Here is a 6843-nt window from a genome sequence, read left to right on the forward strand (position 1 = left end):
CGATGAAAGAGCAAATCATCAGGCAGATAATCTACTGAATTAGCAAAATGAAAATAAATTGTTAAATTAAAGTGTTTTTTCTTTGATCTGTACTTGATTGAGCAGTGATCCTTTAGAAAGATAAAGATCACGGTACGTTGTTGGTGGCAATTTTAGGCGAACCATGCCATATTTCGTCGAAATTCATTTATACCCTTCCGACGTGAAGTTGCAGCGGTGATGGCTACGTTTGCTCACCCCAATCACATAGTTTATCTATGTTCATGGGGATGAACTCACTTGCCGCCTATCTGCAACGCCAAGTTGATGGAGTATAGTCTACATTTAGCCAAATCTGGAGCACCTTATGTCTCAACCTCAGCAAGATGACTACGTATCCGTTGAAGAGTTAATCGAAATTCAAAAAGAAGATACTCGCGACATCATTCAAGCCCTGCTCGAAGATGGCAGTGATCCAGATGCGTTATATGAGATAGAGCACCACCTATTTGCTGAAGATTTTGACACGCTAGAAAAAGCGGTTGTTGAAGCCTTTAAAATGGGCTTTGAAGTGCTTGAAGCAGAAGAAACAGAAGATGAAGACGGCAATAAACTATTGTGCTGTGACGCGACTATGCAATCGGTACTGAAGGCCGAAGCGATCGATGAACAGGCAGAGAAGCTTATTCAACTTGCTGAAAAATATGACATTATTTACGACGGATGGGGCACTTACTACGAAGGTGAAGATGCGCTATACGACGATGAAGAAGATGAAGACGACCAAGAGTGATTAGGCGTTATTTACCTTGATGTGAGATACCAGCCCTTTGGCTGGTATTTTTTTCGCTATGCAAAGCTAGCGGGGCACTTTAGTGACGAATCATTATTTTTGTCAGCACATCTTTATTTATTTTGTATATAATCGCTCAACATTGATCTAGCTCAAGTTTATTATGCGAATTTCTCTTGCTGGCTTTTGGCAGCTTTCACCGTTGACTGATTTATCGATCCCGCAAGATGATCTTTGTTTTCCTGCGCCTCTTAGCCAAGTATTACCTCACGATATGACAGAAGCACAAATTGCCGAGCAAGAGTGGCATTTGATGCATGATGTTGAGGTGGATGAAGTGATGCTTGGTTTTGCTGCAATTGATCTTGTGCTTGAGGGGATCGATTTTTATGCGGAAATACGTTTAAACGGTGTGGCACTATTTGATTGTGATGGTAGTCAAGCGGTGTATAAAAAAGACATTCGGCCTTTGCTGCAACTCGGCCGCAATCGATTCGAAATTTTGTTTGTTGAGCAAGAAGAAGAGTGGTTGCTGGAGGATCAAGATTTACCGCAATTATGCCCATTGGGACACCACTCGGTGAAGAAATACGATGAGCGAATGGGTATTTGGCAAGAGCCTTATCTGCAATGCATTCGTCATGTTCGTTTGGAGCATGTTACCACTGAGCAAATCTGGCACTATGGTGGTGGCTGTGAGTTTTTGGTTCACTTACATTACCAAACCTACGCACCAGGATTAGTTTCCGCGGTGGTGAAATTTAATGGTATGAGCTATCAGTTACCTATTGATGTGCGTCATCAGCACGCCAGTGCTTTATTTCAAGTGGAAGCGCCGAAGTACGCAGATCTTACACAGCTTAACCCGAATGATTTGTATACCTTATCGGTGCAACTTGATGGTCAGCAGCAATCCTTCCATATCGCGTTAAGCGAAGATCTCTGTGTTACCCATTTTCCTATCTGATCAACGTACAGTTAATGAGAGCATTTCATTGGTGACCATTCTTGCGGATGTCTCTTTTGCCAGAACTTCTCGTAGAAGTAGTAAGCACACGTATTAATGCTCGGTTCGATCATGGCTAAAACACCACCAATGACAAAACTTCCGGTCATGATATATGCCACGCTAAATGCAACACTGAAGTGCACTACAGCAAAGCTACCTGTTTTAATTTTGGCCGATTGTGAGTAGCGGCGCAGTGGGGTGTAGTGCGCCCATACTTTTTCGTGAAAGTAAAAAGCAACGGTATTGACCATCGGCTCAAGCATGGCAATCAGACTACCAAGAATAATGTCGCCCGTAAGTAGATAAACGACGGTAAACGCAATACTGAAATGGATCGCGGCAAAGCTAAGCGTTTTTTTCATAATGTTCACCTAAACGGTTATCGGGTTGATGTAAACATTATTGATAATTATTCTCAACAAGTAAAGATAATTGAACCTATTAGTTTGATAGCCAATTCCTAACTGAGGCGCTTATCGTTGGCATAAAAAAAAGCGCCTCATGCGCTTTTTTATGACGATGCAGGGTTTCTATCCTTGCGGCTTGACAACCAGTACATTGATTGGCGAGTTTTGTACTACTTTACTGGCCACCGATCCCAGCATCACTTTATCGATCTTCGATCGTTTATGGCTTGGCATGATAATCAAATCAGCTCCGAGCTTTTCTGCGTAATCTAAAATGGTGGTGTAGGCTTTACCTTCCGCTACATGCAGTTTGTAGATTATTTCGTCAGCGATATGTTGATCAGCAAACTGTTTTAGCTGTTGCTTGACGTCTTCTTTCATTTTCGCCGCGGCATCTTTCGGGAAGTATGTGGCGACCATCGACATGTGGATACCAGGTAATACATTTAAAAGATGAATTTCAGCATTGGAATGTGTCGCGTGCCAAACAGCAAGTTCAACGGCTTTGTCAGAAAAGCCTTTTTCATTAAGGTCCACTGGAACAAGGATGTGTTTATACATTATGGATTATCTCATCTACGATAGGGTGCTTTAGAGCACCTTGTTTCCGTAAAGTATATGCCTAGCTCGTGCTAGGCATATTGATTAAGCGCGTATTTCTTGTGTTCTCATACGGCGTTTTTGATTCCAAGCTAGCGTCAGCACTAATAATAATGCAGGTAAGAAAACCCACTCTTTCATTGGCCGTTGGCTTTCCAACACAACTGAGCGGATTTCCCAATCAAAATCTATGCCTGCAGCTTCAGCTGGACTGCCAAACTCAATCATATCCACCAGCATACGATTACTGGTTTCTTTCAGGGTTAGCCCCATTGATTGAATACGCTGTTCTGCCGTTGACGCTTGATCATCAAAAGGGAGTAGTACTGTTTTTGATAAGTAATCACCTTCAATGGTTTCACCAGCGACGATAAGCTCTATCGATTGACCTACATCGAGGTTTTCTACAATTTGCGCTATCTCTGTGCCTGGGTGCAGTTCGGTCGCAGGATAAATCATGTCCCACCAAAAACCGGGTCGGAAGAACGAGAACGTCAGCACCAACAGCAAGACGGTTTCCCACCACTTATTGCGAGTGAGCCACCAACCTTGAGTCGCAGCAGAAAACAGCAGCATTGCGGTAATGGCCGAGAAAATGGTTAACGCTAAGTGCCACCATGTATCAATTCCCATTAGCAGTAGTTGAGTGTTGAATACGAACATAAAGGGCAAAATGGCGGTACGAATATCGTAAGCAAACCCTTGAATACCTGTACGAATAGGGTCTGATTTAGCGATAGCGGCTGCGGCAAATGCCGCCAAGCCAACTGGTGGGGTGTCATCTGCCAAAATGCCGAAATAGAACACAAATAAGTGTACGGCAATCAATGGGATGATAAGACCATGAGCGGCTCCCAGTGTCACAATGACGGGAGCCATTAAGGTTGATACGACGATGTAGTTGGCGGTAGTCGGTAAGCCCATACCAAGAATGAGGCTGATCACAGCGGTAAAAATCAGCATCAGTATGACGCTGCCACCGGAGATAAACTCAACAAAATCGGTCATCACTAAGCCAATGCCAGTCAAGGTGACGACACCAACGACGGTTCCTGCGGCTGCGGTTGCCACACCAATGCCAATCATATTCCGCGCGCCCGAAACCAAGCTTTCGGCAAGATCAACAAACCCAGCCTTCACTTGCGTGTTCAAATCGTTGCTCTTATTGAGTAACGACATGATTGGCCGCTGAGTGATCAAAATGAAGACCATAAATATCGTGGCCCAAAAGGCGGATAATCCAGGCGAGAAGCGCTCGACCGTCAAACACCATACTAGCACCACAATAGGTAGCAGGTAATGAAGCCCTGATTTTACCGTCGGCCCAGGGTCGGGTACTTCTTGGATATCCATATCCATTGCACTTTCTGAGGCGTAGCGAGACGAAATTTTAATCAGAGCGACATAAGTCAGTAAAAGCGCGACCGTAACAATTGGAGTAGCGGCGTCACCAAACACCTCTTTGGTCCAACCAATGCCGTAGTAAACAACAGCGCTGAGAACGCAAAGCCCTAAAATAGTACCCGTAAATGAAAGTAAGCTTTGCACCCATGTTGGTGTATGACGGCGAGGTAGGCCTTTCATTCCTGCTTTGCAGGCTTCCAAATGGACAATATAAATTAAGGCAATATAAGAGATAAGCGCTGGCAGTAGCGCCGCACGGATCACTTCAACATAGGAAATACCGACATATTCCACCATTAAAAATGCGGCAGCACCCATGATAGGCGGGGTTAATTGGCCATTGGTGGAAGCGGCTACTTCAACAGCGCCCGCCTTTGTTCCGGGAAAGCCGACACGTTTCATCAAGGGAATGGTAAAAGTACCGGTGGTAACTACGTTTGCAATCGATGAGCCAGACACTAGCCCCGATAAGCCTGAGGCTACAACCGCTGCTTTCGCGGGACCGCCTCGCATGTGGCCCAGCAGTGAAAAGGCCACTTTGATAAAATAGGAACCTGCGCCAGCTCGTTCAAGCATTGCACCAAATAGAACAAACAAGAACACAAAAGAGGTGGAAACGCCAAGAGCAACCCCAAAAACCCCTTCAGTGGTCAGCCATAAATGAGACATCGCTTTGTTTAGGCTCGCTCCTTTATGAGCGATCACATCCGGCATGTAGGGGCCACCAAAGGTGTAGAGCAAGAATAGTGCAGCGACCAACATCAGTGGTGGTCCTAACGCTCGGCGGGTAGCTTCAAGTAATAACACCATCCCTGTGACGGAGACCGCTATATCAATCAAGGTTGGCGCACCAGAGCGACCAGCCAACTCATTGTAAAATAAATAGATGTAAGCAGCAGAGAAACTGCCCGCCAATGCCAAAATCCAATCAATCAATGGAATGCGATCGCGTGGTGAGTTCTTTAACGCAGGGTAGGCAGTAAAGGCGAGAAAGACAGCGAATGTGAGGTGAATGGCTCGTGCTTGCGTATCGTTTAAAATGGCAAAATTAAAAATAAAGGGCAGCGGTGAAGCATACCAAAGTTGGAATAGTGACCAACATAGTGGGACAAACCACAAAATGCGCCCCGGCAAGCCGTGAGGGTTTCTTGCGCCGGTATCAGATTGCGCTACCATTTCCTGCACATCGGTTGACGGAGTAAGTGTCTTCGTCATGTACGTTATCCTTATTATTGGCTGCCTACGTCTCGGTTGGTCACAGGGTCAATTCACTGCTCATGAGAAGTGGGCTATTGCGGAACAGAACAAAAGGTGGGTTGTTAAATCATTTAAAACCCAAATGTGCCCAAAGAGTCGTTGTAAACGTAAGAGGACAGGCCATCATCGTTGACCATAACGCCAAGGGATAAAGGGCATATCGCTCGTGACTGAAAGGGCAATCAAAGGAGACATTCAGCCTCCTTTGATTCGGTATCGCTATTGTTGGTTTTCGCGATGCGAAATTATTTTAGCAGACCGATTTCTTTGTAGTATTTTTCTGCGCCAGGATGAAGAGGAATGGAGATCCCCGCTTTCACCATGTCTTCTTTTTTCAAGTTAGAAAAGGCAGGGTGAAGACGTTTAAAGGTATCAAAATCTTCAAATACCGCTTTGACCAAATTGTATGCGACTTCATCAGACACATCAGTGCTTGATACCAAGGTCGCAGCCACACCAAAACTGGTTACATCTTTATCTGTTCCACGGTACATGCCAGCAGGAATCGTGCTGTAAGCGTAGTAAGGGTTATTGGCAACAATTTTTTCAATTTCAGGGCCAGTAGCAGAGACGAGTTTTGCATCGCATGAGGTCGTTGCTTCTTTGATTGAACCATTTGGATGGCCAACCATATAAATAAAGGCATCTATTTTATTGTCGCACAATGCTTGAGAGCGCTCAGAGCCTTTGAGCTCAGAAGCCAATTTGAAGCTGTCATTGGTCCAACCAAATGCATCCATCACCACTGCCATGGTGGCCCTGTCACCAGAACCTGGGTTACCAATGTTGACACGTTTACCTTTCAAGTCAGCCACGTTTTCAATGCCAGAATCCGCGCGGGCAATGATATTAAAAGGTTCGGTATGAAGGGAAAAAACTGCGCGCAGTTTTTTATTCGGGCCTTGCTCGGCAAATTCACTGGTACCGTTATAACCATGGTACTGCCAGTCAGATTGAACAATACCGAAATCGAGTTCACCTGCACGAATCGTGTTCACGTTGTAGATCGATCCGCCCGTTGATTCTACTGAGCAGCGAATGTTGTGATCTTTACGCCCTTTATTAACCAGCTTACAAATAGCACCACCTGTCGGGTAGTAAACACCAGTGACGGATCCTGTACCAATCGTAATGAACTCTTGTGCGCTTAACGTACCTGTACCCATGACCGCTGCTGCAATAATTCCAACTTTAATCAATTTATTCAATGCCATGAATTTTCCTTCCTTATTCATTATTAACCCCATAGATAATTGTTGTTACACCCTTCCCACCTGAAGTTGCTGTGGTGTTGGCTACGTTCGTTCACCCCAATCACAGAATTATCCATGCTTATGACGACTGACTCACTTGCCGCCTACCCGCAACTTCAAGTTGTTTGGGTATCGGGGGAG

Annotated in this window: 6 protein-coding genes; 2 read left to right on the forward strand and 4 right to left on the reverse strand. The window is 45.0% G+C overall.

Going from position 1 to position 6843, the window contains the following annotated elements:
* Nucleotides 1-346 precede the first annotated feature (346 nt).
* Together rraB and B9J84_RS08645 are read left to right on the forward strand one after the other, a co-directional pair.
* Complete coding sequence (gene rraB / locus B9J84_RS08640; RefSeq protein ID WP_017046663.1) at nt 347-772, forward strand: ribonuclease E inhibitor RraB; 426 nt, start codon at nt 347-349, stop codon at nt 770-772.
* Between the two features lie 163 nt (nt 773-935).
* Nucleotides 936-1739 carry a glycosyl hydrolase 2 galactose-binding domain-containing protein gene (locus B9J84_RS08645; protein ID WP_013857849.1) on the forward strand — a complete coding sequence of 268 codons (804 nt, stop codon included), beginning with the start codon at nt 936-938 and terminating at the stop codon, nt 1737-1739.
* A gap of 11 nt (nt 1740-1750) precedes the next feature.
* Here B9J84_RS08645 and B9J84_RS08650 read toward each other — a convergent pair whose 3' ends face one another.
* The 4 genes from B9J84_RS08650 to B9J84_RS08665 form a co-directional block, all read right to left on the reverse strand.
* A complete protein-coding gene (locus tag B9J84_RS08650) occupies nt 1751-2143 on the reverse strand; it encodes a DUF2061 domain-containing protein (protein ID WP_026028743.1) in 393 nt (130 codons plus the stop codon).
* Nucleotides 2144-2311: 168 nt separating this feature from the next.
* Complete coding sequence (locus B9J84_RS08655) at nt 2312-2749, reverse strand: universal stress protein (RefSeq protein WP_013857847.1); 438 nt, start codon at nt 2747-2749, stop codon at nt 2312-2314.
* Between the two features lie 84 nt (nt 2750-2833).
* Entirely contained in the window at nt 2834-5407 is a 2574-nt protein-coding gene (locus tag B9J84_RS08660) for a TRAP transporter permease (protein WP_013857846.1), read from the reverse strand.
* Nucleotides 5408-5694: 287 nt separating this feature from the next.
* Nucleotides 5695-6663: a TAXI family TRAP transporter solute-binding subunit gene (locus B9J84_RS08665; RefSeq protein WP_094123960.1), complete on the reverse strand. Its 969-nt coding sequence runs from the start codon at nt 6661-6663 to the stop codon at nt 5695-5697.
* Nucleotides 6664-6843: the final 180 nt, after the last annotated feature.

Source organism: Vibrio sp. V03_P4A6T147, assembly GCF_002241085.1.
Taxonomy (GTDB): domain Bacteria; phylum Pseudomonadota; class Gammaproteobacteria; order Enterobacterales; family Vibrionaceae; genus Vibrio; species Vibrio anguillarum.